Annotated in this window: 23 protein-coding genes; 8 read left to right on the top strand and 15 right to left on the bottom strand. The window is 61.1% G+C overall.

Translation table 11 applies throughout. The annotated features are described in order from the left end of the window. Positions 1-200: 200 nt before the first annotated feature. Positions 201-1,502, bottom strand: coding sequence for a chloride channel protein (locus V7066_RS03230; RefSeq protein WP_334181801.1), 1,302 nt, complete (start codon positions 1,500-1,502; stop codon positions 201-203). Positions 1,503-1,699: 197 nt separating this feature from the next. Here V7066_RS03230 and V7066_RS03225 point away from each other — a divergent pair, with 197 nt between their 5' ends. Then, entirely contained in the window at positions 1,700-2,014 is a 315-nt protein-coding gene (locus tag V7066_RS03225) for a hypothetical protein (protein WP_334181800.1), read from the top strand. Positions 2,015-2,144: 130 nt separating this feature from the next. Here V7066_RS03225 and V7066_RS03220 read toward each other — a convergent pair whose 3' ends face one another. After that, positions 2,145-3,338 (bottom strand): IS91 family transposase, encoded by a 1,194-nt coding sequence (locus tag V7066_RS03220; protein ID WP_442947296.1) that lies wholly within the window; start codon positions 3,336-3,338, stop codon positions 2,145-2,147. A 4-nt stretch (positions 3,339-3,342) separates the two neighbouring features. After that, a complete protein-coding gene (locus tag V7066_RS03215) occupies positions 3,343-4,248 on the bottom strand; it encodes a tyrosine-type recombinase/integrase (RefSeq protein WP_334181799.1) in 906 nt (301 codons plus the stop codon). Between the two features lie 319 nt (positions 4,249-4,567). Between V7066_RS03215 and V7066_RS03210 the strand changes: the two genes are divergently transcribed. Beyond that, positions 4,568-5,266, top strand: coding sequence for a hypothetical protein (locus V7066_RS03210; protein WP_334181798.1), 699 nt, complete (start codon positions 4,568-4,570; stop codon positions 5,264-5,266). A gap of 116 nt (positions 5,267-5,382) precedes the next feature. Here the strand turns inward: V7066_RS03210 and V7066_RS03205 are convergent, their stop codons facing one another. The 5 genes from V7066_RS03205 to V7066_RS03185 form a co-directional block, all read right to left on the bottom strand. Next, positions 5,383-6,432 (bottom strand): hypothetical protein, encoded by a 1,050-nt coding sequence (locus V7066_RS03205; protein ID WP_334181797.1) that lies wholly within the window; start codon positions 6,430-6,432, stop codon positions 5,383-5,385. Positions 6,433-6,662: 230 nt separating this feature from the next. Further along, positions 6,663-7,685, bottom strand: coding sequence for a hypothetical protein (locus V7066_RS03200; RefSeq protein WP_334181796.1), 1,023 nt, complete (start codon positions 7,683-7,685; stop codon positions 6,663-6,665). Positions 7,686-8,162: 477 nt separating this feature from the next. After that, positions 8,163-8,609, bottom strand: a complete 447-nt coding sequence (locus tag V7066_RS03195; RefSeq protein ID WP_334181795.1) for a carboxymuconolactone decarboxylase family protein — start codon at positions 8,607-8,609, stop codon at positions 8,163-8,165. 46 nt (positions 8,610-8,655) lie between these two features. Continuing rightward, the gene (locus V7066_RS03190; RefSeq protein ID WP_054436080.1) at positions 8,656-9,120 is read right to left on the bottom strand and encodes a cupin domain-containing protein; all 465 of its coding nucleotides are present in this window, start codon (positions 9,118-9,120) and stop codon (positions 8,656-8,658) included. 44 nt (positions 9,121-9,164) lie between these two features. Next, positions 9,165-9,932 (bottom strand): SDR family oxidoreductase, encoded by a 768-nt coding sequence (locus tag V7066_RS03185; RefSeq protein WP_334181794.1) that lies wholly within the window; start codon positions 9,930-9,932, stop codon positions 9,165-9,167. Between the two features lie 158 nt (positions 9,933-10,090). Between V7066_RS03185 and V7066_RS03180 the strand changes: the two genes are divergently transcribed. Continuing rightward, positions 10,091-11,020, top strand: coding sequence for an AraC family transcriptional regulator (locus tag V7066_RS03180; RefSeq protein ID WP_334181793.1), 930 nt, complete (start codon positions 10,091-10,093; stop codon positions 11,018-11,020). 147 nt (positions 11,021-11,167) lie between these two features. Here the strand turns inward: V7066_RS03180 and V7066_RS03175 are convergent, their stop codons facing one another. Continuing rightward, entirely contained in the window at positions 11,168-12,130 is a 963-nt protein-coding gene (locus tag V7066_RS03175; protein ID WP_334181792.1) for an oxidoreductase, read from the bottom strand. Positions 12,131-12,190: 60 nt separating this feature from the next. Here V7066_RS03175 and V7066_RS03170 point away from each other — a divergent pair, with 60 nt between their 5' ends. Continuing rightward, positions 12,191-13,108, top strand: coding sequence for an AraC family transcriptional regulator (locus tag V7066_RS03170; protein ID WP_334181791.1), 918 nt, complete (start codon positions 12,191-12,193; stop codon positions 13,106-13,108). A gap of 193 nt (positions 13,109-13,301) precedes the next feature. Here V7066_RS03170 and V7066_RS03165 read toward each other — a convergent pair whose 3' ends face one another. Genes V7066_RS03165 through V7066_RS03155 form a run of 3 tightly spaced genes read right to left on the bottom strand, consistent with a single transcriptional unit; the run spans position 13,302 to position 16,068 of the window. Next, the gene (locus V7066_RS03165) at positions 13,302-14,135 is read right to left on the bottom strand and encodes an NAD(P)-dependent oxidoreductase (RefSeq protein WP_324699369.1); all 834 of its coding nucleotides are present in this window, start codon (positions 14,133-14,135) and stop codon (positions 13,302-13,304) included. Continuing rightward, positions 14,132-14,923, bottom strand: coding sequence for an SDR family NAD(P)-dependent oxidoreductase (locus V7066_RS03160; protein WP_324699370.1), 792 nt, complete (start codon positions 14,921-14,923; stop codon positions 14,132-14,134). Before V7066_RS03160 ends, V7066_RS03165 begins: the two co-directional genes overlap by 4 nt. Further along, on the bottom strand, positions 14,920-16,068 hold the full coding sequence (locus V7066_RS03155) for a sulfotransferase family protein (protein WP_334181790.1): 1,149 nt from the start codon (positions 16,066-16,068) through the stop codon (positions 14,920-14,922). Before V7066_RS03155 ends, V7066_RS03160 begins: the two co-directional genes overlap by 4 nt. A gap of 193 nt (positions 16,069-16,261) precedes the next feature. Between V7066_RS03155 and V7066_RS03150 the strand changes: the two genes are divergently transcribed. Next, a complete protein-coding gene (locus V7066_RS03150; protein WP_334181789.1) occupies positions 16,262-17,500 on the top strand; it encodes an alkyl sulfatase dimerization domain-containing protein in 1,239 nt (412 codons plus the stop codon). Here V7066_RS03150 and V7066_RS03145 read toward each other — a convergent pair. Next, a complete protein-coding gene (locus tag V7066_RS03145) occupies positions 17,497-18,366 on the bottom strand; it encodes a helix-turn-helix transcriptional regulator (protein ID WP_334181964.1) in 870 nt (289 codons plus the stop codon). The genes V7066_RS03150 and V7066_RS03145 overlap by 4 nt on opposite strands. Positions 18,367-18,656: 290 nt before the next feature. On the opposite strand from V7066_RS03145, the gene V7066_RS03140 reads away from it, so the two are divergent. Further along, a complete protein-coding gene (locus tag V7066_RS03140; protein ID WP_334181788.1) occupies positions 18,657-20,147 on the top strand; it encodes an SH3 domain-containing protein in 1,491 nt (496 codons plus the stop codon). A 4-nt stretch (positions 20,148-20,151) separates the two neighbouring features. Here V7066_RS03140 and V7066_RS03135 read toward each other — a convergent pair whose 3' ends face one another. Together V7066_RS03135 and V7066_RS03130 are read right to left on the bottom strand one after the other, a co-directional pair. Beyond that, positions 20,152-20,310 (bottom strand): hypothetical protein, encoded by a 159-nt coding sequence (locus V7066_RS03135; protein ID WP_334181787.1) that lies wholly within the window; start codon positions 20,308-20,310, stop codon positions 20,152-20,154. Positions 20,311-20,525: 215 nt separating this feature from the next. Then, positions 20,526-22,868, bottom strand: a complete 2,343-nt coding sequence (locus tag V7066_RS03130; protein WP_334181786.1) for a restriction endonuclease — start codon at positions 22,866-22,868, stop codon at positions 20,526-20,528. A 126-nt stretch (positions 22,869-22,994) separates the two neighbouring features. Between V7066_RS03130 and V7066_RS03125 the strand changes: the two genes are divergently transcribed. Together V7066_RS03125 and V7066_RS03120 are read left to right on the top strand one after the other, a co-directional pair. After that, positions 22,995-23,576, top strand: coding sequence for a hypothetical protein (locus V7066_RS03125; protein ID WP_334181785.1), 582 nt, complete (start codon positions 22,995-22,997; stop codon positions 23,574-23,576). Positions 23,577-23,646: 70 nt separating this feature from the next. Beyond that, positions 23,647-24,567, top strand: coding sequence for a hypothetical protein (locus V7066_RS03120; protein ID WP_334181784.1), 921 nt, complete (start codon positions 23,647-23,649; stop codon positions 24,565-24,567). The last annotated feature ends 97 nt before the right edge of the window (positions 24,568-24,664 follow it).

Here is a 24,664-nt window from a genome sequence, read left to right as displayed (position 1 = left end):
ACCTGGGGCCGCAACCCCAGTCTGACTTGCCAAGGCCTTGATCTAGCCGGAATCTGCGATCAATCCGTTTGATTATCGTGAGCGATTTCGCGCTCACCTGTCTCCAGTCCCACGTTCGGGTAGTCAGTTAAATTCGGCGGCAATGCTCATTTGCCTGACTGGCTGTGGGGGCATGCCCGGTAGCTCGGTCTTGAGGCTGCTCAGCCTGCCACCTTCAGGAAACGCTGGGAGAGTCCATGATAAAGCTTTTCCTGGCAGACGAACTGCGCGGCGAAATCCGCCACGAGCGCCGAGGCTACCAGCGGCATCATCAGTCCCCGGCTCGCGGTCGTCTCCGAGATGATGATGACCGCAGTGAGCGGAGCTCTCACCACGCCGGTGAAATAGGCCACCATGCCGAGCAGCACGATGGCACCGGGCGAGTAATCCGGAAAGACCGTGCGCAGAAGGTCGCCAATGCCCGCGCCGATCGACAGCGACGGCGCAAAGATGCCGCCCGGCAGACCCGAGACGGCCGTCGCCAGCGTCGTCACGAACTTCGCCGCACCGAACCATGCCGGCACAGCGCGGCCTTCGATGATCCCGTGAGCGGTCTCATAGCCCGTGCCCCAGGTCAGCCCGGTGAAGGCCCCGATCACCGCCACGACCACGCCGCATCCAAGTGCGAACGTCACCGGCCGCGCCCGGAGCCAAGCCATGGGCGCGAAGGACGTCGCGCCTGCGGCCAGCATCAGCCTTGAGAAGATACCGCCCGCAATGCCCCCGACGATCCCGGCGACGGGAGCAGCGATGATCGCCTGCGTCACGCGAAGTGTCTGACGCATTTCCCCGAAGTAGATGTAATCCCCGGCCAGCCCGAGACTCACCATGCCCGCGATCAGGACAGCCGCCATCACCAGCAGCGTCATGCGCTGCTCATACGCCGCGGCCAGTTCCTCTATCGCGAAGGCCACGCCGGCCAGAGGCGTGTTGAACGCCGCCGCCACGCCGGCCGCACCGCCTGCGATATAGACCGACGAGCGGATGGGAATGCGCATCAGCCGGTGCATGCGCCCCATGATCGCCGCCGCGATCTGCACCGTCGGCCCCTCGCGGCCGACCGACGCGCCGAAGACGAGTGCCGCCGCCGTCAGAAAGAACTTGGCGATAGCCGCGCGCGCCGACACGAAGGTCGAAAGAGCAGCTTCGGGATTGCGGGTCGCGGCCATGACTTGCGGGATGCCCGAGCCTCTCGCCAGCGGCGCAAGGCGATTGGTCACCCATACGATGCCCGCGAAGCCTAGAGGCGTCATGAAAAGCGGCAGCCACCAGTATCGGCGGTAAACCGAATGAAAGAGCATATTGGCTCGATCCGCCATGTCGGCGAAAACCAGGGCCACCAGCCCGACCAGCACCGCGCCGCCCAGAATGGCCACACGCCGTCGCCAGATCAGCGCTTCCGGACCATGGCGACGCAGGAGGACGCGAAAGCGCCGGGGGAGGAGGCGGGTAAGCGGCTTCACGGAACGAAAACTCAAACTGCGGACTGGACAAGCTCGCCGAGCCTCATGGGTGTTTCATAAGCCCGAGTCCACCCTCGTTTATCAGGCAGCTGCTGAAGGAAGTACCGTTAGGCCGTATGTGAAATCTTGCAAACTAACAGTCAAAGGGCCGTGATTTTCTTAATTATGGTGCAGTCATCGGCAGGACAGCCAGTGCCATGCTGTTTGCGGCCGCCATTGATATTTTCGGCGAGCGATGGGTAAGCATGGCTGCTTGCTCCTTGTTCTTCGCCTGGTTCAAATTCCGAATGAAGTTGAAAGACCGCTTTCGGGATCCTCGGACAGCGCCTCGAACGGCAAGAATGGTGAAGGGTTTCGGGCGCCGTCAGGCGTACGAAAGCCTCTCATGCAGGAACCCGCGGGCCTATTACGGTGTCTATGGGGATTTCGAGTTTGCGGAGGTGTTCGGCGATGGGGTGATGACGCCCCAGCGGCCGGAGCGCAGGGTTATGCAGGGCCGGGCTTGCGGCTGACGATGGCTTTGAGCGTGGTGCGCCCCTCGTCCCGGCCTGGCTGTTTGCCGCTCGGCCTTTCCAGGCGCGACTTTGTCCGTCTCCTGCGAGGCTGATGCGGGAGGAGAATGTAAGGGCGATCCACGCCGGGTCATGGACAAGGTTCCCGGATCTGCAAGGTTCGCATGGGCGGTGCCCGAGCGCGTTGCCACCGCTCGAAGGTCTCAATGACGTGCATACGACCGCCGCAGCAAGGGCATGGCGGACGCAGGTCTTGGACGTCGTCTGCGTGGCTACGTTCTGGTGGAGGCGCGACCTGTAGCAACGCCCGTGCGAGCGCCAGATTGGCCTGCCGCGCGGATCCGGCAAGCAGGCCATAATGTCGGATGCGATGAAAGCCGCGCGGCAAGACATGGAGCAGGAAGCGGCGGATGAACTCGTAGGGTGCAAGCGTCATGATGCACTGACGCTCAAGGCCGTTGCGGCGATAATCCTTGAAGCGGAATGTCACTCCGGTCTCGTCGAAGGCGAGGATACGCCGGTTCGAGATGGCAACGCGGTGAGTGTAACGCGAGAGATAGGCGAGTACGGCTGCGGGCCCGGCAAAGGGAGGCTTGGCGTAGACCACCCAGCGTTTGCTGCGGGCCGGCTTCAGATGGCGCCGGAAGGCGTGACGTTCCGTCAGGTGCTTCATCGATCCGAAGAAGGAGAGCTTGCCGGCATCGTGGAACTGGTTCAGCCGGGTAAGGAATTGGCGGCGGAACAACTTGCCCAGCACGCGCACCGGCAGGAGGAATGCGGGACGCGAGGCGATCCAGCGGCTCGAGTCCCGCGCGATGCCGCCACCCGGCACGATCATGTGGATGTGGGGATGATGCGTCATGGCCGATCCCCAGGTGTGCAGAACCGCGGTGATGCCGATGCGAGCTCCGAGATGGCGGGGATCGGCAGCGATAGTCATCATCGTCTCCGACGCGGCCCGGAACAGCAGGTCGTAGACGAGAGCCTTGTTCTGGAAGGCAACCTCGGCGACCTCGACCGGCACCGTGAAGACGACGTGGAAGTAGCCGACCGGCAGCAGGTCGGCCTCGCGCTCGGCCAACCAACTGCGCGCGGCGGCGCCCTGACACTTCGGACAATGCCGGTTGCGGCATGAATTGTAGGCGATACGCAAGTGACCGCAGTCCTCGCAGCCTTCGACATGGCCGCCCAGCGCAGCGGTGCGGCAATGCTCGATCGCTGACATGACCTTGAGCTGTGCGAGGCTCAAGTGACCGGCATGGGCCTCGCGATATGCGGGGCCCACTGTGCGGAAGATGTCTGCAACCTCAAGCCCAGCGTACACCGGCTCAGCCGGACGGCGTCTTGCCTTCCATCAGCGCCATCAGCCGATCGAGCGGTCCAGTGACGGCATTGATCGTACGGGTGGAGACCTTGGTGTAGAGCGCGGTGGTATCGAGCTTGCTATGGCCGAGAAGCACCTGGATGACGCGAATATCGACGTCCTGTTCCAGTAGGTGCGTGGCGAAGCTGTGGCGTAAGGTGTGCGGGCTCACACGCTTCCTGATACCGGCGACCTCGGCAGCCTCCTGAACGGCACGATGCAACTGGCGCGACGAAATCGGGTCGGTACGGCTCTGCCCGGGGAACAGCCAGCCATGGGGCAGCATGACGCCGCGCCGTCTGCCCTCACACCACCACAACCGCAGCAGTTCGAGCAATTGCGGGGAGAGCATCGCGTTGCGGTCCTTGCGTCCCTTGCCCTGTTCGACCCGCAACAACATGCGCGTGCTGTCGATATCGTCGACCTTGAGATGGGCGACTTCGGAAACGCGAAGACCCGCGCCGTAGGCGATGCCGAGTGCAGCTTTGTACTTGAGCCCTCGCGCTGCCTCGAGCAAGCGGCCGGCTTCTTCGACGCTGAGCACTTCGGGCAATTTGCGTTGATAACGGAATACCACCAGAGCGCGCGCCAGGTCAGCTCGCCGGAGCGTCACGGTAAACAGGAAGCGCAATGCCGAGACCGCGCCGTTGATCGTTGCTGGACCAATCCCGCTCTCGTGCTGGTGAAGTTGGAAGCGACGGATATCCTCAGGCGTTGCCGTATCGGGAGGCCGCTTCAGGAACGCGGCAAAGCGCCGGACGTGCCGTACATAGTCCTGACGAGTATGAGGGCCCAAGCCGCGCATGAGCATATCGTCGAGCATGCGCTGACGCAGGGGCGAGATCGGTGCGGGAGTAGACAAGGTAGCCATGGCAAGTTCCTCTCGTTGAAGAGGCTTGCATGGTCAGGCGGCGGCTTCCCTTCGCCCAAAACCTATGAATATCACGCGACACCGCAGCCAAGCGACCCTCCCGCGAAGCGGGTTCGTGCATGGGCGCGTAGCAGCCTCTTCCGTGGTCGACCCATTGCAGACTCTCAGTCGCCAATTTTTGATCCCCAGTTGCCGACGGTCTGGTAGGTGTTTGGTCCCAGCATGTGATGGCAGGGTTGGCGATAGATGCGTCCGTCTTGAGTCCGCTTTTGCTAATGCTAGGACAGTTGGGAGGCTGAGTATCGATGGGGGATTTTGAATGTGCCATTGCGGCATCGAGTTGACTTGGCTACCAGCGGTCATCACGTGGTTCTATAACTGGCAGACGTTTATTACCGGCGTTATGGCTCTGGTCGCTGCTGGGTTGGCCGCACGCCCCGTGTTGAAACAGCTTGCCCTGATGCGGACCCAAAATAACGTCATGGTGCGCGAAACCATCGGGCACATGGTGGTAGCTCTAGACGCTCAGCGCGCCAGTATGAACGAGATTATCGCCAAGCCGCTGTCTGAGATTGACGGCGATATCGAGTACCACGAGCAGTACGGTCCACCTCCGTCAATTCATGAATGGTACTCCGCTGCTCATAGCAAAGCGAATGGGCTGTTTCGCCACCTGCGTTCGCTGTTCATCCAATCGCAGGACGCTGAGATTGTCGAGAGAAGCAAGGACGCACTTTTGGAGGCGGCTGAGAAGTTGGCCGCTACGCTCTCAGATATCTGTCAGCCAATCTACGCAACCATCCACGTCACGGAATACGAGTGGACTGAGCAGGAGTTGGCAGAGCGTAATGCAAAGGCTGAGGGTGCTGAGAACCAGCTTGCGGCCGCTGTAGATGCTGTTTCTGCCGCTACTCGCGATCTGCGGGCGGCATACGCCAATCAGCGCGCAGTGCTGGTCCGTCAGCTGCGCGTGATTGACGATGGATTGCTGAATAGCGTAACCCTGAAAGAATCTTGAACTGCAGGGCCTCTGCTATTTCTTGGCTTGCGAAACCCCCGATTTCTGCGGCTTTTCAGGGTATGAAATTGGGCTTTTCGCTTCCAGCTATAGGACGTGGGCCTTGTTCACGCTCGTTATTCGTTATTCTCATCGGCTTCTTCGATGAGGTATGTTTTCACTCGCGACATCATATGGAACAGGAATTCCGTCATGATGAGGGCGTTCAGACTGCTCTTTGCGGTGTTATAGACGATGATACCATGCAGGCTGGCGTGGCGATTAGGAACTGGATCAGCTTCAAAACCAGCGATTGTATCTGGATCCTCACCGACCTTTTCATACAAATGCGATTCCATTTTTTTGAAAAGGTGGTAGCCATAATCGTATGTAGTCACCTCTCCAGCTGGGAGGCTGCCAATATCTTGTCGGATTGTAGGTAGGCTAGTGATGCCTACCGTCTTGCCATCCTTGGTTTTGACTTTTCGCTTACCGTCGTAAAATTCAACAGCAGCTACACGTTCAACCTCTGGGAATAGCGTCCGCGGAACTGTGCGATACAGGCCTAGTTTATGTGCCTTGATAGCCTCTGCGAAACATTCCTTTGCTTCAGCATCGATCTCGTGGTCCGATACAGCTTCAAGAAAATCCGTTTCAATGTTCGACCAGTTCTCTTCATAGAAGCTAGCGATCGCCGCATCGACTTCCTCAGTTGATTGATCCTCATCGATAAGATGAAACGGTGTACTGGAATGGGGTAGCCATCCGCTTGCTTCCACCAACTTAGCTTTTGCAGACTGTTCGGAAAACCTGTTGAAGACGGGCTGGAGTGGGACAAGGACTGACTTCCAAGCCTGTGCTATCTTGGCGGTATTCTCGGCGAGCTGCTGGAGGTGCGCACCGACCGGTGATGGTGGAAGGAAGAAGCGCGGGGCGGCTTGCATCGCTTTCATCGCCTTAGGTTCAACGAAATTGAACGTGCGTCGGGCGGCGGCGATTTTTTCCATGAATTCGTTTGTCGCCGTGACGGAGCGAAGTCGGCTCATGGCTTCGCCAACTTCTGAAGTCCTCGCCAGCTTGCCGGCCTCGTCCATTTTGCGGACCGTTTCGCCGATTTCGACCGTGCGTGATAGCCGCCGAGCAGTTTCGATGCTCTGAGCCAGAGTGCGCCTTGTATTCTCGTCCATGATCCACCTCGCTGGACTGGACATAAGCGTCAATTAATTGAGCGGAAAGGCTATGGGCGGAAAATTCACAGAACCATCATGGCGGCAATTAAGTGAGCCGTAGTGTCAAATATCGTCAGCGTCATTCATCCGACTCCGTCAATGGCCGAATTCTTGCCTTATCTGGTGGAAATCCATGGTCTCAGGCCACGCTAAAACTGAACACGCACATTATGAGTATCCATGCCATCTTAGTCGAACGCCACTGCCTCCTTTTCCGCTAAATATGCTTCGATCGCCCGATTTTGAGCATCAGCAACTTGTTCGGGCCAGCCTTCCGGCAGTTCCAATACGATCTTGAGATTGAACTCGCCGGCAGGGTTAGGCTGCAACAAGATCTCAGAAAGGAAGGCGGGAGCCTTCGCCGCCTCGTCAATTAGATATCCCGCAATGCCCGGAAAAAGTGATAACACTTCATCAAAGATTTCATCGACGCTGGCGAAGCGAACCATCTCTTCCCATTCGAGAGCACAGCGGCACATCTCAGCATACAACCTGGTCGTAGCGACGATCTCCCCCGCATCTCCTGCGACACCAGGAATTCCCCAAGATCTTGCGAACTCTACATTAAACAACTCACCGAACGCCGAGACGATATGAAGGATCTCTTTTATTCTAAGGTCTATCCATCGAAGAAAATCCTCATTCAAAATGCGGTTAAGTGGGCGCATATAAAGACCCCGTTCAAGAGCTCTCCATCGCTGCAATATTGGCGCCATTTCGTATCGAAGCATTTCGCTTGTCAGACGATATTCCCAAAAATCCGTCTTCTGGATTAGCAGGCGTTCTGCTCGATAGCTCAGCTTTCCAAACTCTTCGAGATACCGATCCTCATATTTTCGTCGAACTTCTGCCCCAGCCTTACCAACCATCCGTCCCACCTCCAGTTCATGTTCCTTAACCCACTCGAATAAAAGGCCAGCCGGGAATTTGGCTTCATCGTCATCAACCTGCTTATGGCAGTTACTGCACAACCAAATTGCATTCGCGATGTCGGATCGTGCGGCCGATGCCATCTTTGGATCGTAACGTGCTGAACCAGGATGAGCTCCATAGATATGCGCCGCTTCTCCCACGTTAACTATGCCCGATGCCTTCACTGCAGCTCCGGTGGTGATGGCGCGACAATCAGGATTCGAGCAACGATGCGCGGCCCTTTTTGCGAGGAGAGCAATAACGGGACGTTTGAAACGTTCAGCGGATCTGGTGGCCATGTACCGGAGGTGGCCTGAGAGCCGCAACATAGTCAACAGGATGGAAAAGGGCGCCCCATGTCGCATCTGCACTTACGGCGATCCAAGCGCTACCCTCGCCAATGATAATCTCGATCTTACGCTTGTCGACGTAGTAGATTACCTCGGCGGGCAAGCTGAGGCGGTTAACCGTCGCAGCTAAGCGTGTTCAGCCACCAGAGCGACCCTTCCCGGTCGTTCAGCGCCAGACTTGCGCTCTCCAACACCAGACCGTCAGCTATGCGAGGCAGCCGGCCCGAGTAGGCTATTGCCTGGCGCCGATAGCTATCCCATCCCTACCGGAACCTGTTGATCAAGCTTCTTTGACAAAACCTTGCTCGACATGTGCGCCGATTCAGAGGAAGTGGTGGAGGAGCGGCTTGCCTCCCACCATTCAACTTCTCGTGCTTCGATTAAACTGCTGTCAGTCAATACGAAGGCTTGAACCGTCTCTCAGGATTATTGCCTCGCGGCGACGGGAAGGCGAAACGGCGCGCCCAGCCGATTGAAGGCATTCATAGCGGCAATCACTAACGTAAGATCGACGAGATCCTTCGGCTCAAACACCTCCGCGACTGCTGCATAAGCCTCATCCGATGCATGGGTTTCGCTGAGGTTGGTCACTTCCTCGGCCCACGCCAGTGCGGCGCGATACTGGTCGCTGAAGAGATGAGGAACCTCGTCCCACACCGGCACCAGCACCACTTTGTCGATAGGCATGGTCTTGAGCAAATCACGGGTATGCAGATCGATGCAGTGGGCGCAGCCGTTGATCTGAGATACGCGCAGGAACACGAGGTGGATGAGCTCCTCCGGCAGGCTGGTGCTTTTGGTGATATAGTGGTGGACGCCCATCAAGGCCTTTGCGCCGTCGGGAGCGATTTCAAACCAGTTCAGGCGGTTCATGACATATCCTTTCTATGTCTCGATGTCGTGATGGTGGGAGTGCGGGTCAGTTCTGCTTTGCTGGTGTCGTCAGGACGGCATCGTCAGTGTCGACGATGAAGACCGCGAGCAGCTTGGCCGGCTCGGTCTTGCTGGCGTTGGCGCTGATGTTGTGGAAGTCGCCGGGCAGTTCGGTGAAGTTCTCGCCGGTCTTGAAGGTGCGGATCTCCCCGCCATTCACCTGACTGACGACGGCGCCCTGGATGACGGTGGCATAGATGAGCGCCGAGCGCGCGTGGACATGCGATCCGTTGGAGCCGCCCGGCTGATACTCGACGAGTACGCCCTTGACGCTCTTGCCGGGGACGTCCGGGATCGCATGCTGGTAGACGAGCGTCGCCTTGACGCCCGATGGTGAGGGAGCCGTCTCCCGGGCCGCCGCGTGATCGTGGGCGTGCGCCTGCGCGTGGGCGACTGGGGTAAGTGCCGCGAAGGCGGCGGCGATGGCGAGCGTGGAAATCAGGGTTTTCATGGGACTGTCCTTTCACGAGCGGATTGTGAAGAGTTCGGGCGGCATCAGGCGGTGGGTATGGCCTGCGCGCTCATCCAGGTGGTGAGATCCTGCTTGCCCTGCCGATGGAGACCGAGCGGGACGAGCGAGAGATCGTCGACGCGGCTTCCGAAATAGTCGGCATCGGGATCCCGTTCGACGCGGCGAGCATCGCCCCGCATCTTGAGATAGCGGCCGATGATGAGATCGAAGGGCCTGCGTTCCGGCCCGGCGATCTCGACGATGCCGTTTACAGGTGCCTCCAGCGCGATCGAGGCGAGGTTCGCGGCGACATCGTCGGCAGCGATCGGCTGAAACTGCGCGTCGCTCACCTTTACGACACCATCGGCGGTGTATCCGTCGGCGATGGCGGCCAGGAATTCGAAGAACTGGGCCGAGCGCACGATGGTGTAAGGCAGCCCGGAACCGGCGGCTATCCGCTCCTGGATGAGCTTGCCGTCGAAATAGCCGTTGCCGGGCATGCGGTCGGCACCGACAATGGATAGAACCACATGGTGCTTCACGCCGGCAGCAGCGGCCGCGCGGATGAGGTTCCGGCCGGAGGCGTCGAAGAAAGCGCGCACCTCGGCGGGATCGAACGACATGGCATTCGATACGTCCACGAGGATGTCGGCGCCGGCCAGCGCCTCGTCGAGCCCTAGGCCGGTGACGCTGTTGACCCCGGTGCCGGGTGAGGCCGCGACGACCTCGTGCCCTGCCACCGCGAGCAGCCGGGCCAGCTTCGCCCCGACAAGGCCGGTGCCGCCGATGATCGTGATCTTCTTCCTGTCCATCTTGTCCTCCTGTCGGGCGCGGCATGCGCCTCCTGTGAGAAGAGATGTACGGGATTGCCCGGTTCGCTTCTGTCGCGGGGTTGCGGCGACTGTCGCCAGATTGCGGTTGATGCAGAACGGCGTTCGGATAGTGTCAGGCGACACGCCGAGGATGAACGATGGCCGCTTCCCCGTCCGAGACAGCGAATGTTCCGTCAGCAGGCGAACGCGCGTCCACACGCGCGGAGATGGAGCATATCCTCGATACGCCGCCGGTGCTGGCCGACCAGGATTTGCGCGGCGGCACCCGGCTCACTCGGCCCTGGACCCACGGCGCGCTCCACGCAGCGCTTCCGGGCTTGGATACCCACGTTGTCATGACGTACTACGGCACTGCCCAGCAGGCGACCTGGCGGCAGGGCAGCAAGCGGGTGGAATCGCGCACGCGCCGAGGATCGATCACCCTCATTCCGGAGGGCGAGGACGGGCGCTGGGATGTCGAAGGGCCGATCGAGGTTTCGCACGTTTACCTGCCCGACTGGCGGCTTCAGTCGGCGGCGGAAGCGATGGCGGTGCCACACCGCGTCGAACTGATCGGCCGAAACTGCTTCGACGATCCGACGTCGGCGCAGATCATGGCAATCCTCGGCAAGGAAGCAGCTTCGTCCGATGCCGGGGCCTCGCTTTTCGTGGAGCAAGCGGTGGATCTTCTGTGCACCCAGCTGATTCGCGCGCACTCCAGCTTCGGCGCCGCACAGGCTGTCGCGCCGCGACGGGGGTTGGCGGATTGGCAGATCCGGCGGATCAACGATTACATGATCGCCCATCTCGACCACGCGATCAGCCTCGACGAACTGGCCGGGCTCGTAGAGTTGAGCCGCTTCCATTTTGCCACCTCGTTCCGGCTGGCGACCGGCATGACGCCGCATGAATGGCTCACGTCCTTGCGCATGAACCGCGCCCGGGAGCTGCTGGCCCACACCGAGTTACCGATCATCGCGATCGCGCTCGAGGTGGGGTTTGAGACCCCCTCGGCGTTTAGCGCCAGCTTCCGCAAGTCCGCCAAGATGACACCCAGCGCCTACCGCCGCGAGACGTCGACAAGATGATCGCGACGCGCGGCCCACTGCGAGAACGAGCCGTGGAAACGTGCGCAGCGAGCATGAGGCACAGACGATCCAGGTGACGATGCTGGGGTGAGATCCGCCCTGCGCCGGACGGCTCTTCCATTCTTTCGTGCATCTTTTTGCGATGATCTAGATGGAACGACCCGTCCATCGCGAGGAGACTGACCAGAGGCGCTCAGCGGCTTCATCGTCGATAGCCCAAGGCGCCACGCCTTTGCGGCCGGTTTCTTCGGCATTGATGCCGGCGATGTCGCAATCCTCGCAATAGACGCCGCCCATGCCCTCAAGAAGCGGGCTCGTAGCGCACCAAAGGGCCGTTGCCGCGCCTTGCTCGACGGTCTTCATGCCGCGCGCAGGGTCGATGATCGGCATGCCTTGCGCGTCGAATGCGTCGAACCCTGCCATTTCCTCTTTCGAGAGATGCCGTGCCAGATCGGTTATGATCTGTCCGGGGTGCAGCGAGAAGGCGCGAACTCCCTGCTCCTCGCCCCGCCGGTCCAGAGCACGGGCGAACAGGACGTTAGCCGTCTTGGATTGTCCGTAGGCTACCCATTTGTCATAGGCGCGGCGTTCGAAATCGATGTCCTCGAAATCGACACCGGTAATCTGGTGTCCGCGCGAGGATACGGCAACGACGCGGGCACCCTCGCGCGCCAAGGCAGGCCAGAGATGGCAGGTAAGTAAGAAATGGCCGAGATGGTTTGTCGCGAACTGCGCCTCATGGCCGGCTGCGTCGCGCCGCAAGGGTGTGGCCATGACGCCTGCGCTATTGATCAGCAGGTGAAGCGGCTGCCTGCGAGCGATGAAGGCACTGGCGAAATCGGCAACCGATGCGGCGTCGATCAGGTCCATGGTCGCGATTTCCACCCGCTCAATACCCGCCAGCGCGGCTTCGGCCCGTTCAAGGTCGCGCGCAGGCACGATCACCTCTGCGCCCGCACTGGAGAGCGCTTTTGTCGTAACAAGGCCGAGGCCGGAATAGCCGCCGGTGACAATGGCGGTGCGGCCGGAAAGGTCGAGGCCGGCGATTACATCGCCAGCGGTGGAGGCGGCGCCGAAGGGCGATCCGATGGGTTCTTGCAAGCTCGTCATCAGCCGATTTCTGAAGTAAGCCGATCGGATGATCGACCCTTATTAATCCGGAATCATGTCGTGATCGTCCAGGAACCCCCGGCAGACCCCTTGTCCGATGTGCTTGGTCTGGTGCGAGCGAGCGCGGCATGCACCGTCTGCTTCACCGCGGGCGGAGCATGGGCGCTGCGGTTTTCGCCCACGCACGTCAAGTTCAACGTCATTCGTTCCGGCACCTGCTGGATTTTGGCTGAAGGCTCCGCCCGGCGGTTGTCGGCCGGCGATTGCTTCATGGTCGCGCGCACACCCTTCGTGCTGGCCAGCGATCCAACATTGCAGCCGATCGATGCATCGTTGCTGTTCGAGGATGATGCCACTCGTGGCCAGGTAGGAGCGGCTGCGGAAACAGAGATCCTCGGCGGGAGCGTGAACTTCGACGACGCCCAGGCGGACTTGCTGCTACCGCTGCTACCTGGCCTGTTGCTGATCGATGCCGAGCAGGCCTCCGCAACGCCGATGGGATGGTTGATCGCCCAACTCGACGCCGAATGGCGAAGCAATCTGCCCGGCGCCCGAGCCGCGTGTGACGACATGATCCGCCTGCTCTTCGTGCAGGCCCTTCGCAGCCAACTCAGTGCCAGGACGGAAATCCCCAGCTGGCTTGGCGGCCTGTCGGATCCTCCGGTCGCAAGGGCGCTGCATGACATCCATGCCAATCCGGCACGCCATTGGCGGCTCGACGAACTCGCCTCGCTTGCGGGTCTGTCACGATCGACCTTTGCCGAGCGGTTCGCGCGCCGCGTAGGCATGCCGCCGGTCAGCTATGCCACCAATTGGCGAATGCGGGTGGCCGCGCGCCAGCTTGCCGCAAGCACGACGACCGTCAGCGAGGTGGCAGCACAGGCAGGCTACCTCAGCGACAGCGCCTTCCATGCCGCTTTCCGCCGCGAGATCGGCCTATCGCCTGTTGCATATCGACGAAAACTTCGCCGTTCATAAAGCGTAATTCATTTGCTCGCCCCTATGATTTCCCAGATTGATATGCCTCTGTAGGTGCAGGCTCCATCATCCCGCATACCTCGACAAATCCGCAGGTTTGCAGCAGGCGCGAAAGGATGACGTCGACCCTTTGAAGACATTCAGCGGCTTTAATCTCCGTCTCAACAGCTGACATTCCGCTTTCCCTGCCCTTTCAAGAGCTACGCGTCAGCGCAATGAACGGCTTTGCCGCCTCACTCAGGATTCGGTAGGCACTATCACCCTCCGGCACCACCGTCCCCAGCAGAGTGACATCCTTGTCGAGCAAGGCCCCGCCATGGGCAAAGCCGGCAGGCGAAGTCATGCGTGCACAGACGCCGAGGCCGAAGCTGTTGCCGCTGCTCTCTCCGACAAGCCGCACCAGCGTATGCTTCTCGATGCCAAGGGTTCGGCCCACCTCAATGGCGGCGTGCGCGAGGGCCATGTTAGCTGCCAGCAGCGTGTTGTTGATGAGCTTGGCGTACTGACCCGTGCCGACATCCCCCAGATGCACAATCAGGCGGCCGAAGGTCCTGAACACCGGCATTGCTCGCTCGACCACTGCCTCGTCACCGCCGAGCATCAAGGTCAACGTCCCGGCCCTAGCCGCAGGCTCGCCCCCGCTGACGGGCGCATCGATACAATAGAGGCCGAAGCCCGCAGCCCTCTCCTCCATCTCCCGGCAGGTGTCGGGGTGAATGGTCGAGTGGATGGCGATAGTGGAACCCTGGCGCATGGCCGGGAACAGCCGAGCGCAAACCTCTCGCACGCCAGCATCATCGACGACGCAGATGCCGACATGGGTGGCCGTGGCGCCCAGTTCCTCGACGCTGTCAGCGAATTGGGCGCCAGAGAGCCTGAACGGTTCCAGCGTATCCGCCCGGCGCGCCCACAGCCATGTAGACATGCCCGCGTCGACCATGCGCCGCGCGATCGGCGCGCCCTGGCTGCCGAGACCGATAAAGCCCGCCACCGGCCACGCCGGCGCGCTATCCATCGTTCCCGTCATAGCGACTTCACCATACGGCCGCCATCGACGACGAGGACGTCGCCCGTGTGGAACTTCGATGCATCGGACGCAAGGTAGGCGCCCGGCCCCTCGATATCGTGCGGGTAGCCGGGACGGCCCAGCGGCGTGATGGAGGAGAAACGCTGGATGATGGCGTCGCGCTGGTCGCTCGCCTCGGTCATCTCCGTCATGATGAAGCCGGGCGCAATCATATTCACCCGCACGCCATATTGTCCCATCTCGACGGCCAGTCCCTTCATCATCGCGTTGAGGGCACCCTTGGCCCCTGCATAATGCTCCATCCCTTGCAGGCCGTGGAACATGGACAGGCTGCCGCAGATGGCGATGGAGCCGCCGGGATCGTCGGCCTGCGCCCGCGCGCGCATGTGCCGCGTCGCCTCGCGCAGGGTGTAGAAGGCGCCATGCAGGTTCACGTTGAGCAGTTCGTGATACATTTCACTCGTCATGTCCGGGAAGGATGGCGCGCGTGAACTGAAGCCTGCATTGGCGAACAGGGTGTCCACCCGCCCCATCGCCGCGAGGGTGGACGCGAAGGCCGCCCCCACGGCCGCCTCGTCCCCCACATCGACCGCTTCCTGATGCGTGCGCCCGGCACCGGCATCCCTGAGTTCGGCCAGCGCCGCCTCGTTGCGATCCGCCCGGCGTCCCCACACCACGACGTCAGCGCCCTGCTTGGCGCAGCCCATCAAAAAGCCAAAGCCGATACCACTGTTGGCGCCCACGCCGACGACGACGCGGCCCGACAGGTCGAAGAGGGCGCGGCTCATACCAGCGCCTCCTTCCGGGCGACGGGATGTTCTCGCAGATAGTCCGAGAAATAGGGCATCAGTTCCTCCTTCGACAGGCCCCACTCTCCAAGGGAATAGCTGTGCTTGCCGCGTTTGTTCTGGGGATTATCGGTCAGCCAGCCACGCATTCCCATCTCGCCGGCATGGGTCCATTCGAAGCCGAGCCAGTCATGAATCCTGCGGGCCTGCGCGATGGGATCGGCGACCATGTCGTCATAATAGAGGTGGTAGATGTCATCGGGCCGCTCGTGGGACAGTTCCAGCGGGCGGGCAGCGTGGAGCGCCAGCTGCAACGGGAAATACTGCCGCATATAGTCACGCCCCTCGTCGACCTCGAACATAGGGCGCGACCCGCCGCGCATGCCGAAGGAGGAACCGACCGCTGCAAAGGGGTCGCGATGCGTCCAGATCACCTTCGCATCGGGAAAGGTCCGAAAGATCTGGCGGATGAACAGCGCGTCCGACGGCATCTTGAGAATCCAGCGCCCTGGATTGGTCGTCTGGAGAATCTGGAGCACGCGCTTCCGGTGTTCGAAGGCCGTCGCCATATCCGTGAACAACAGCCAGTCGTGATAGCTGGGCACCGTCGTCGTCACTGCCAGCATCAGCGACCGGAAATCCTGCGCCACGAGGTGGACACATTCCGTCGGGCCGTCGCCGGGCTCGAAATGCGCGGCGGCGACATGGGGGGCGGCCTTCTGAATCATCTCGTCCTTCGCCATCTCGGCAAGGCAACGCGGGTCCGTCTTCAGCGCGCCAGGCGCGGCCGGGGGCGCGGGACTATAGGCTTCCCACCGTAGCATCGAGCGATTGGCCGGATCGGCGTCCAGCATATAGCTGAGCATCGTCGTGCCGGTGCGTGGCAGGCCGAGAATGAACACGGGCGCCTTGACCGGCGTATCGAGTATCGCCGGGTTGCGGCGCAGATAGTCGTCGACCTGCATGCGCGCGGCCAGGATCGTCTCGTAGCGCCCCTGTGTGTTGGCGAGGCCGCGCTCGGTCAGGCGGCCCTGCCGGTTGTGGTCGTGGACGAGGATATCCAGCCCCTCGCGCCAGCTGTCGCTATCCGGGTCCGCACAACCCGCTTTGCGTCGCGCGCCCTCGACAATGTCCTCGAACCTCATGCCCTCATCTCCTCACCCATATCATGAAGCCCCGGATGCAGCGCGCGGTCCCGGCCAGCAACGGCCCGGCTTGTCGGCAAGTCACCAGCCTTGTCTGTGTCCGGCCATATTGCTGCGCCGGCCCAATCCCTGCGCTTGCACTTCACGCCGGCCCTGCCGAAGCGTGGGACGACCCCGGAGGATTAAGGTGGACATGAGCAAGGAAGACAAGCTGTCGTCAAAGGGCCTGCGCGTGGCCGACTTCGTCCAGTCGGGCGAGGGACAGGAAGCCGCCATCGATCGCGGACATGGCATTTTCGAAAGCCGGGGCGTGGGCAACAGCTATCTGGTGACGACGGCGGAGGGTGATGTGCTGGTCAACGCAGGCACGCTGGGCGATGCGCGTATCGGCAGGGACCGCTTCGCCAAAGTCTCCTCCGCGCCCATCCGCAAGATCGTCCTGACCCAGAGCCACGCCAATCAATATGGCGGGCTGGAGGTCTACAAGACGCCGGACAATGAGGTCATCGCACATCATATCTACCCAGAGGACCGCCGCTATTCAAAGGCACTGGACGCGCATTACCGGCGCGGCTCGCGGCGCATCTTCGGGCAGATCACCGGGCGCAGCGACGCCATCGTGCCGACTCAGGAGGTCATGCCCGACTTTCTCATCGACGCGCATCATGCCTTTGCACTGGGCGGCCGTCGGTTCGAGCTGATCTGGACGCCGGGCGGCGAAACCCGCTCCGCGCTTATCGTCTGGCTGCCCGACGACAAGGTGGCGATCGTCGGCAATCTGTTCGGCCCCTTGTTCGGCAACCACCCGAACTTGAATACCATGCGCGGCGACAAGCCTCGTTCAGCGGAGGCATTCATCGCCTCCATCTCTATCGTCCGCGCGCTGGAACCGCAGATGATCCTGACGGGGCACGAGGCGATCATCGGGGGCGATCACATCCGCACGGAGACGACGCGCATCATCGACGCCGTTCAATGGGTGCTGGACCGCACCATGGAGGGCATGAATGCAGGCATCGACCTGCGAACCCTGATGCGGGAGATACGCACGCCACCGGAACTCACGCTCACCGAGGAATATGGCAAGGTTGCGTGGAATGTGCGCGCGATCTGGCATGAATATAGCGGCTGGTTCGACCCGGCACGCAGCACCACCGAACTCTATGCCGTGCCCCCGGCCAGCGTCGCTCCTGCCCTTGCCGAACTGGCGGGCGGTGCGGATCGCATCGTGGCGCGGGCGCGGGACTTCGTCGAGGAAGGCAGACCGCTGGAAGCGCTCCACCTCCTCGACATCGCGCTGGAGGCCGAACCGGACAGCGCGGATGGACGGGAGGCGAAGCGGGCCGCGCTCGAACGGCTGCTCGAGCAGAGCGGCGGCAGCAATCTGTGGGAACGCATGTGGATCGCGGCGGCACTGCGCGACCTCGACTAGACGGATGCCCGCACGAGGCTCTCGCGGAACTGGCCGGGCGTCACCCCCGTCGCGCGGCGGAAGGACTGGGTGAAGCTGGACGGCGAGACGAAACCCAACTGCGCGGCCACCGCCTTGATGCTCTGCCCCTCGGCGATCATCCGCCGGGCATGCTCAACCCGTGCGTCGGCGACATGGTCGGCTATGGAACAACCCCTGCTCGCCCGGAACCCGCGCGTCAGCTGGCGCACCGAGACGCCGCACAGCTGCGCCAGCTCTTCGAGACGCGGCGTATCGAGCCGCTCGGTCAGCCGCTCCTCGATCAAGCGCAACCGCCAGGGCGCGAGGCCACCCTGCGCACGATCATTCTCGATCGCGACGCAATGGCGGCGAAGCTCGACCACCGCCTGCACGGCCAGAGCCTCCAACAGCAGGCCATGGGCAAAACCCGGTTCGCGCAGTTCAGACGCCATGCGGTGCAGCAGCGCCTTCAATTCCGGCGAGCGCAGGTCAAGGCACGCCTCCAGCCGCCGGTCGGTCCATTCCATTTCATCGTCGAACCAGTTGGCAACGGCGGAAGGAGCGAGATGGCAGACGACCGCCGCGCCATGGCCCGGCTCGCTCCGCGCCTGCACTCGTTCGCCTTGCCGGACAAGGAACAGCGGACCGATAGGCTCGAACCGGTGCGATGCCCAACGATCCCGATAACGCCCGCGCGGGCTGCCCGGTCGCGGGTGGAGGGCTAAATCCAACCTGTAGCCTTCGCCCGTGCGCAACACATCGTCCATCGGCTCTGCCAGATGGAACCGGTTTAGCTGAACGCTGAACAAGTCGGAGCGAAACTCCGTTTGCGTGGTCGCGAAATCAGTTGGTTGCAGATGCTGCATATTGCCCACTTACAGCATATATCTATCCAAAGGGAGATCACCTTGAACGACCCTTCTCAGACATCCCGCGCCCGATTTTCAATCCTCAGCAGCGGACCTTCCGCTTTTCCGACGGCTTTCTAGCAGAGTCGGTCGTTCATAAAGTGCGGTGCGACCGGCTGGATCATACAGAAGCTGCCGGACTAAAAGCGCTCCTTGGGCACAGGGGCACGCCCAGCTGACGCCCCGTTCTCCCGCCATTGCTATGAAAACCGGCTTCGTTGCCCGCAATCCGGTGCTAGACGATCCTGATGACCGATGATCCACCGCGCAAGGGTTTCGATATCTCTCAAGCTCTGAAGCCAGCAAAGGCCATGTTGCCGGGGATTGGCGAAGTATCCGTTCGCATCCGTACAGTCTCATTCATTAATTGGTTCGGCGGGGGCGAGCGTACGCGGCGCTGGAAAGACGGGGCGGACTTTCTGCGGATCTTGTTGCGCGAGCGCGTCGCGCCGCCCGAAGATGTGGAGGAAGCGGACAAGCCTGGCTTGGATTCCGCGGTCGTCGACGCGCTGGACTCAGATCAGCTTGAAGCAATTGCCGAGCAGCTGCTGGTCGCGGCGACCCCGATTTTCCGCTCGCTCGGCGGTAGCAGGAAGCGCGATGCCGAGAAACTGAGCGCTCCCGAACCGGTGGAAGCCGGGGATCAGGTAAAACCGAGCGAACGGCTTCTGGCAGGCGCGCGCGGCTACTATCTTGATTTCGAGACCGGCCAGAAGAATGCCGCGCGTCGCATCACCGAAACGCTGGGTGGCGGCTCCGTTATGCGCGAGCTCAACCGCCACAACAAGCTGATGCAGCTGAGTCGCGGTCTCGACAGCCTAGACTTGGGAACGATCGGACAAACGCGCCTCGAACACTTTGCCCGTGGCGACCTACTCGGCCGCGCCTTTCGCGAGCAGACCACGATCGGCAAGTTGTTTGCAGCCAGCTCACAACTCGACACGATCGGTAACCTCTCCAAGGTTCTGGGCCTCACCCAGATGGACCAGGAGCGCTGGACCTCGGCCAGCCGCATTCTCGGCCTCGGCATCTCTAGTTCCGTCCTTGCCGCCGCACAGCGTTTGACGGCATCGTCGATGATGTCGCAGATCGAGCGCGAAGCCGCAGCGATGTATCGCCCAGGCTATCAGTCGCTGGCGTCCCTTGCGCTGGAAGGTGAGATTGCCCTTGGTGCGGCCTCCGACCTTCTTCACCAATATGATGCGGGGACGGGCGAAGCGCCGCTGTTCAGCTCGGTGCTCAATGCGATCGAGGCTCTGGACGATGACGAAGCTTCACCGGAGGACCGGCTTGCCGTTCTAGAATCGGCGATCGACCTTATCCGGGATGCGGGCGGTTGGGCGAAATCTGAAATTCAGAAGGCCGGCGTCGTGGCGTTGATCGCTCTCGTCGTTTCAATTCTCTCTCTTTATCCCGACCTTGTACCTTTTCGTGGCGACGCTGAGCCCAACAAAGAAATCCTGGCGGCAACCGCAGAGATCAGAGCGCTTCGCGAGGACCTTGCGGAGTCGCGCGATGCAGGGAGCCACAAGTACATCCGCTACATCCACGGCCGCGCCAATCTGCGGGTAACGCCCGAACGGCAGGGTTTGGTCATCCGGATCGTTTATCCGGACCAATGGGTGGAAGTGCGGGATGCACGGGGCGATTGGGCACGTGTCGCGGTCTACGATTATGCGTCAGACGCTCCGGTCGAGGGCTGGATCTATCGCGGCAATCTTCGCGTGGCGCCGGAATGACGTCTTAAAGCGCAACCTGCCGCTCCCTCGCATGATCGGAGATGACGGGTTTGTCCCAATTCAGCCAATCCGACCCTTGCCGGACGCTCAGCGCCAGATTTTCGATCCCCGGCAGCAGACGTTCTGCTTTTCCGGCAGCGGTCGACCAGAGCCGGTCGTTCATGTCCCGATGCGAAGGTCTGCATTTGACCGAAGTCGCCAAGCGGACCGTCAGCAAGATCACTCAACGACCAGACACTTGACGCCGGATGCTGAGCACCCGGCAGCCGCTGTTAGTTCAGGCGTCTTGGCGGACAAGGAGACCGTCCTCCTTGCCAGAGGTCGCCGGGTCTATTGTGGAATAGATGGGCAAGTCGGTCTTTCTACAGTCTCGCGGCGCTAAAACGGTATATCGTCGAGATCGCCCAGATCATCGTCGTCCGCCGCGCTCATGGCAGCGGTCGACGCACCGAGCGATCCGAATAAACTTGCCAGTGCGGCATCGTCGAATTTGTCGCTCGGCAGGTTCGCAGCCCCCTTAAAACTCGCCTCAGTGTCCTCAGCCTCTGTCTCGCGCAATTGCGTAGTTCGCTGCTTGAGGGCGGCATGGGCGCGTTCGACGATGCGCGGATCGGCAGGGAATCGGGTGGCGAGCTTTTCGATCGTCTTGCCCCAATCCTCCAGCGTAGATTCCGAATCCATATGGCCGAGATTATCCGGCAGTTCCTCTATCATCCGCTGCGTGGCGCCTTCGATCTCGGCGAAAAGCTCGGGCGGCAGACTACCTTCATGGTCGTCGGCAGCCGCAAGAATGCGTGTTATGTCGTCCGGATCAAGATCGGTCGCGAGCAGACCAGAAACCCCGGCCTGGACAGCGTCGATTAGTTTGGGCGGTGTCGGTTCGCCTAGAGCTTGGGCTGCACGCAATCCCGCTAGAATCTCCGGCAGCTTCCTCCCGTCCTCCCATGCGGAAAGGGCGGCACGACCCTTGTCGGCGATCGTCTGCGCTGCCTCGATGAAAGGCTCGGCGTTTGAAAGCCGCCACCAATTCACGAGAAGGTCCATGCGGTCCGAGTTCGACAGCTCGTACATGCGCGCACGATATGTTTCGCCCGGGATGCGCTTCCACACCTCCACCGTGACGAAGCGCTCGCAGAGTCGAACGAATCTGGAAATGAAGGTGGCAATCCCTTCATTGGTAGCTCTGGGCTGCTTTATGAAATGATCGAAGAGATTGCGCGCACTTCGCAGCGTGGGAACGCCATCGGCAAGCACGGACAGCAATGCCTTGTCACTCAAATAGCGCGCGAGATAGTCCCGAACCGAGGGGTTGACGTAGCGCACCGTCGTTCCCGAAATCACGATGAAGCTTCCTTCCACCGTCCGAAGCGCGCCGTCGAAGTCCTTTGGGTCGTATGGGACACCGAATTTCGCGCACAGAACCGGATGAATCCCAGTGAACACTTCCTCAAGATCTTCGATCTCGGAGCCGTATTCGGACATCAGAAACAGGGTGATAAGCAGGTGCTGCGAGCGCCGCGTAATGTGGGCGCGGAACGCCTTGTCCCAGATGAGATCGGGGTCCGTGAGCGTATCGAGAAACGCTTTGGGATAACTTTCTGGATCGATGTCGGCGATCCGGTCCGCTTCGGTCATGAACTGAATGATGCGGGGATTGTAGTGCTTGTGATCGACGATCTTCTTGATCGCTTTCTGCTCGATCAGCGCAGCGATATGCGCTTCGGACACGCCCGCTACCACCAAATGGTTGTAGAGAATGCGCGCGCGAATGCGTCGTGTGTAGATTCCCACGTCAAGGACGTAGCGCGACACGTTTAGCTTGGTATCGGAAAGCGCTTCCGAAAGAAGCCGCGCCTGTTCGTAGATATAGGCACGCGTCGTTAGGATGAATCGCGCACTAGGCGTTCGCCTAACCCGGCTGATGAAGCGGGCGAGATCGGAGTCCTGCGTCGACAAAGCTCGCTCGTCGAGCGCGATCCTGCCGAGGAAATCATCGAAAAAGAAGATTTGCCGCTTGCTGTCGTCGATACGCGAAAATCCTTCTTCGAGATTGCGGATTGAGACAAGTGCCCATTCTTCCGCGATGTACGCGTAGCACAGCATCTCGGCGAGCGTTGTCTTTCCCACGCCCGGAGGACCCGAAACTATGAGGACGCGTTGATCTTCCAGAATGTCTCGCCCGGACTTGAAACTCGGGTTCTCGGCATAAACCCTTAGCTTCGCCTCGATCTCCTGGCGCGTAATCGTCGTGAAGTTGTGCGACGCTGCATTAAGCACACGGTCGAGCGCACCGGCCCCGGAGAGCCAGAGCTTGACGTGACTGCGTTCAATGTCGGGATATTTGCGGAGCAGGCCGTTCAGATCTTCGCATCCGAAGATATCATCGCTCGATGTTAACGATGGTCCGACGATTTCTGCGAGGACGGCCTTGTTGTCCGGAGTCAGCGGTCGCGACGTCGCGAGGATGTATCGGTCAGGAGCAAGCCGGTCGATCGCGCCGCGTTCCTTCTTCATTACGCGAACGAGCGCCGCCATGTCCGACAGGCGATAATGCTTAGCCTGGAGAATCACCGTCTCGCCGCCGGTCGCATGTCGGCCATCGACGCCGCCATCCGGACCTGGCCCGAACGCTTCGAATCGGACGCCGAGTTCGCAACCAATTAGATCGCGTACGAGATCCTCGAAATCAGCAGGGGAGAGAGTCTCGAAACTGTAGGTCAATTAAGTACAGATCCCGCACGTTGCCATCAGATCTGGCTAGGCGTTACGCGAGCCAGCCACGGGCCCGACTCCTATACGTACCTCGACGTTTTGCATATGGTGCTGCCGGTATCAACGGGGGATGCCATGCTCGACAGTGTCTATATTCTAGAAACGCTTAGCCCGAAGGACTTCTACGAGCGCCGCTTGGATGGCCATGCCGCGAACGAGATCCTGAAAATCCTCGACGTCACCACGGAATATCGGATCGCCTTCACCAAGCCGCTGGTCGAGCGTGCCATCACCGAGGCAGCGAAAAGCAAGGCGCAGATCCTGCACTTCTCCTCGCACGGCAACAGCACGGGAGTTATTCTGACCAATAGAAAGAACATTAGCTGGAAGGCATTCGTCGAACTCATCAAGCCTGCCGCTGGGCCTGACAAGGCGCTTGTGATGGCGACCTGCGGCGGCGGCGATCAACAGCTGACCAAGGCGCTGACTGCGGCCGACGTCGTCTTCGGCTGGGTGTTCGGATCGACCGCCGAGAAGGTCCATTTTTCTGATTCCTGTCTAGCTTGGTCGATCCTTTATAATCGGCTGTACGATCATGGGTTCGACAAGCACGCCTTGATGACCACCCTGAAGGCGATCAACGCGGCGATCGATGGCGACTTCGTCTATCGCCGCTGGACAGGTAAGAAGTACCTCCGCTTTCCAACGGAGAAATAGCGCAAGGGACGCCACCGGCCGGTGGCGCCCACCGCGCCCGGTGCAGCAATCGTGCGATGAGGGATGAATTTTGGGAATCTGGCAGTTCTTCCAGCCACCACTCTACTGGCAACAGTTCGAAGACCTGTGCGCGGCGTTGCTGACCGAAGTCTATGACGTCCCTAATGCGCAGCAAGTCGGTCGACCGGGGCAGGCGCAGCATGGCGTCGATGTCTTCGGCACTTCGAGGCGCTACGGCCGCGTCGGCATCCAGTGCAAACGCCTCGCCGATCTCGACCAGAACGGAAATCCGTATCCGGGCGGATCAATCTCGCGCGCGTTCCTGCGCAACGAAGCAGACGCGGCGCTCGGCTTCACGCCCGACCTCAGCCTGTGGATCCTTGCCACCACCGCACGGCGCGACACCAAGGTGCAGGCTTGGGTTGAGGAGATCAACGACGAGTGGGAACAGGCGAGCCGCCAGCGGATCGCGATCGTCTGGACCTGGGACGAGTGTATCTCCCACCTCAACAGCTATCCCGACTTGCAGCGCCGCTATTATCGCGACGTCATCCAGGTACGCGCGCCCAAGGATCTCGACGAGATCATCCTGCGCACGATTGCAATGGCATTCGCCCGGCCGGCCTTCGAGGTGCCGCTGCATTGCGAAACTCCGAGCGAGTTTTCCCAAGCGTTGAAGGACACGCAGAAGGCGCTGCGCACCGGCGAACTGGTTGATCGCGAAAGCCGCCAGGTCATCCGCAAGGCGATCGGCGGCTATCATGAACTCGACGATGCGGTAGCGCGGAACGGCCTGCGCGACGTCGACCAGAATCTGAAGCTCCTGCGCACGCAGATCGAGCAGGGCTTGAAGGACGGCACGATCGTTGCCGTCGGCACTTGCCTCGATCTACGCCAACCCGCCCTGGCGCGGTATCTCGATGACCTGCGTCAGCGCTGCCTCGATGATTTGAACCGCGTGCTAAGCCATGCGGGCATTCCGCCGATTTAGGTGCTTGTGCGCCCGTTGTGCACCATCGTCATTATTGTGCTGATATTCCGCACGATCCGGCTTGATGTCGCGTTCGATCGTTTTCGCTTCGGTTGAA

Source organism: Novosphingobium sp. (genome assembly GCF_036820275.1).
Taxonomy (GTDB): domain Bacteria; phylum Pseudomonadota; class Alphaproteobacteria; order Sphingomonadales; family Sphingomonadaceae; genus Novosphingobium.
This window is presented reverse-complemented; position numbering and strand designations above follow the sequence as displayed.

Coding starts and splice junctions, on each gene's coding strand:
- V7066_RS03210 (WP_334181798.1), top strand. CDS start 4,568: ATGTGCCATTGCGGCATCGAGTTGACTTGGCTACCAGCGGTCATCACG.
- V7066_RS03125 (WP_334181785.1), top strand. CDS start 22,995: ATGCTCGACAGTGTCTATATTCTAGAAACGCTTAGCCCGAAGGACTTC.
- V7066_RS03140 (WP_334181788.1), top strand. CDS start 18,657: ATGACCGATGATCCACCGCGCAAGGGTTTCGATATCTCTCAAGCTCTG.
- V7066_RS03200 (WP_334181796.1), bottom strand. CDS start 7,685: ATGGCCACCAGATCCGCTGAACGTTTCAAACGTCCCGTTATTGCTCTC.
- V7066_RS03160 (WP_324699370.1), bottom strand. CDS start 14,923: ATGAGCCGCGCCCTCTTCGACCTGTCGGGCCGCGTCGTCGTCGGCGTG.
- V7066_RS03205 (WP_334181797.1), bottom strand. CDS start 6,432: ATGGACGAGAATACAAGGCGCACTCTGGCTCAGAGCATCGAAACTGCT.
- V7066_RS03180 (WP_334181793.1), top strand. CDS start 10,091: ATGGCCGCTTCCCCGTCCGAGACAGCGAATGTTCCGTCAGCAGGCGAA.
- V7066_RS03185 (WP_334181794.1), bottom strand. CDS start 9,932: ATGGACAGGAAGAAGATCACGATCATCGGCGGCACCGGCCTTGTCGGG.
- V7066_RS03150 (WP_334181789.1), top strand. CDS start 16,262: ATGAGCAAGGAAGACAAGCTGTCGTCAAAGGGCCTGCGCGTGGCCGAC.
- V7066_RS03175 (WP_334181792.1), bottom strand. CDS start 12,130: ATGACGAGCTTGCAAGAACCCATCGGATCGCCCTTCGGCGCCGCCTCC.
- V7066_RS03155 (WP_334181790.1), bottom strand. CDS start 16,068: ATGAGGTTCGAGGACATTGTCGAGGGCGCGCGACGCAAAGCGGGTTGT.
- V7066_RS03135 (WP_334181787.1), bottom strand. CDS start 20,310: ATGAACGACCGGCTCTGGTCGACCGCTGCCGGAAAAGCAGAACGTCTG.
- V7066_RS03215 (WP_334181799.1), bottom strand. CDS start 4,248: ATGGCTACCTTGTCTACTCCCGCACCGATCTCGCCCCTGCGTCAGCGC.
- V7066_RS03225 (WP_334181800.1), top strand. CDS start 1,700: ATGCTGTTTGCGGCCGCCATTGATATTTTCGGCGAGCGATGGGTAAGC.
- V7066_RS03165 (WP_324699369.1), bottom strand. CDS start 14,135: ATGACGGGAACGATGGATAGCGCGCCGGCGTGGCCGGTGGCGGGCTTT.
- V7066_RS03190 (WP_054436080.1), bottom strand. CDS start 9,120: ATGAAAACCCTGATTTCCACGCTCGCCATCGCCGCCGCCTTCGCGGCA.
- V7066_RS03195 (WP_334181795.1), bottom strand. CDS start 8,609: ATGAACCGCCTGAACTGGTTTGAAATCGCTCCCGACGGCGCAAAGGCC.
- V7066_RS03145 (WP_334181964.1), bottom strand. CDS start 18,366: ATGCAGCATCTGCAACCAACTGATTTCGCGACCACGCAAACGGAGTTT.